Source organism: Endozoicomonas sp. YOMI1, from assembly GCF_024606345.1.
GTDB lineage: Bacteria > Pseudomonadota > Gammaproteobacteria > Pseudomonadales > Endozoicomonadaceae > Endozoicomonas.
Genome location: NZ_JAHHPM010000235.1, coordinates 1 through 1,609, shown reverse-complemented (window position 1 = coordinate 1,609; position 1,609 = coordinate 1). Strand labels below are relative to the sequence as shown.

General features: G+C 49.7%; 2 protein-coding genes. One reads left to right on the top strand and one right to left on the bottom strand.

The window, feature by feature from the left end; all coding sequences use genetic code 11:
- Window positions 1–190: 190 nt before the first annotated feature.
- Window positions 191–1,036, bottom strand: coding sequence for a 16S rRNA (cytidine(1402)-2'-O)-methyltransferase (rsmI, locus tag KDK15_RS08265; protein WP_257294881.1), 846 nt, complete (start codon window positions 1,034–1,036; stop codon window positions 191–193).
- Between the two features lie 161 nt (window positions 1,037–1,197).
- Between rsmI and KDK15_RS08260 the strand changes: the two genes are divergently transcribed.
- A partial coding sequence (locus tag KDK15_RS08260) for a hypothetical protein (RefSeq protein ID WP_257294879.1) occupies window positions 1,198–1,609 on the top strand: 412 nt, incomplete at its 3' end.

Sequence of the window (1,609 nt, the reverse complement as noted above, 5' to 3'; positions counted from 1 at the left end):
TGCACGGGCCAAGTCTAGCAGGGCTTGTTGCGTTCGTTGCTTTTTATTTCAACTGCCCGCTTCCCGCCACCCGCTGCCCGCTGCCCGCTGCCCGCTGCCCGCTGCCCGCAAAAGCATAAGCGGTTCCGGCTTTTCGGGTAGCTTCGGAGAAATGAAGAAGTTATTTCAGGGCAATTCCCAAGAACAGCAGCTACTCCCCCTTCTTCATGTCCAAACCCAATTCATAGAGATCTTTCTTTCTCAGCCCGGTCAGATCAGCAACCACTGCAGCCGCTTTTTTAATAGGCAAATCCTGTAACAGGCGTTGCAGCATTTTTGCAATTTCCCGACTGATTTCAGAATCTTCTTCCTCTTTATAGCCATCGATCAGCACCACAAACTCGCCACGCTGCTGATTGGCATCTGATTGCAAAACGGCCTGAACCTCAGACACCGTCCCGGTCATCACGGTTTCAAAGGTTTTAGTGATTTCCCGGGCGAGAGCAATATACCTGTCTCCACCAAGCACTGTTTCGAGATCTTTCAGAAGCTCCATAATACGGTGTGGCGACTCATAAACCCCCCAGGTACTGGAAAAAGCCGCCAACGATTCTATTCGCTTGCGACGCCCGGTGCCTTTAGCGGGCAGAAAACCTTCAAAATAAAAACGGTCAATGGGCAAACCACTGACTGACAGCGCGGCGATAAATGCGCAGGCCCCGGGTATGGGAACCACCCGAAATCCAGCCTCTCTCACCGACCGGACCAGATAAAAGCCAGGATCAGAAATTAACGGCGTACCGGCATCACTGATTAAGGCAACCGTCTCCCCCGCCTGCATACGTCGCACAATCATCCCGGCCTGATGACGTTCATTGTGGTCATGACAGGGGATCAGTGGAGTATCAATACCAAAGTGATTCATCAAACGCTTACTGTGCCGGGTATCCTCTGCGGCAATAACGTCAACCTGACGAAGCACCTCTATGGCCCTGGGCGTCATATCACCCAGATTACCCATGGGTGTAGAAACGATATAAAGAAGTGAGTCAGACATGACCGTAAAGAACCGATGTAATTTTTCAGGCAATATCTTACCATTTTGATCACTTCACAACCGAAAAGAATTATGCTGGAGTAACATATCCGGGCAACGTTTTCAGTACATCTCCCGAGCAGGAGAACACTGGGACGGGTAAGACCGGGCAGTTAAATGGTTTGAGTGTCATTGTGCGCTCTGCCGTCATTCCTTTTTTTCAGTCGCTCTCTCCTCATTACCAGCAGCCTGCGGCCAATAATAATGAATCAGTGTCGTATGATTCAAGACCAGTTGCACTACCCAGCCAATTAATGCTGAATGATATCTGCCAGGGTGCTGGATTAGTCGCTCAACTGGCGGGAGCCTGGGTTCCGCAAGTGGAAGCGTTGGCTGATGTGGCTTCCAAATTATGTTTCGCTGGTAGTTTTGGCGGTAAAGCCATCGAATACATGCAACAAAAATGGTCCATAAGGGAAGCAGGGCGGTTGCACCTGGTGTACGATAGTTTATATTTTGTTCTACTCATGATTGCCAGTGTTGTTGATCGTATATTCCCAGACAATCCAGATCGTAATTCAGGCCGAATTCTCA

Bases quoted from the DNA above. Each gene is read 5' to 3' on its own strand.
- rsmI (WP_257294881.1), bottom strand. From the start codon at position 1,036: ATGTCTGACTCACTTCTTTATATCGTTTCTACACCCATGGGTAATCTG.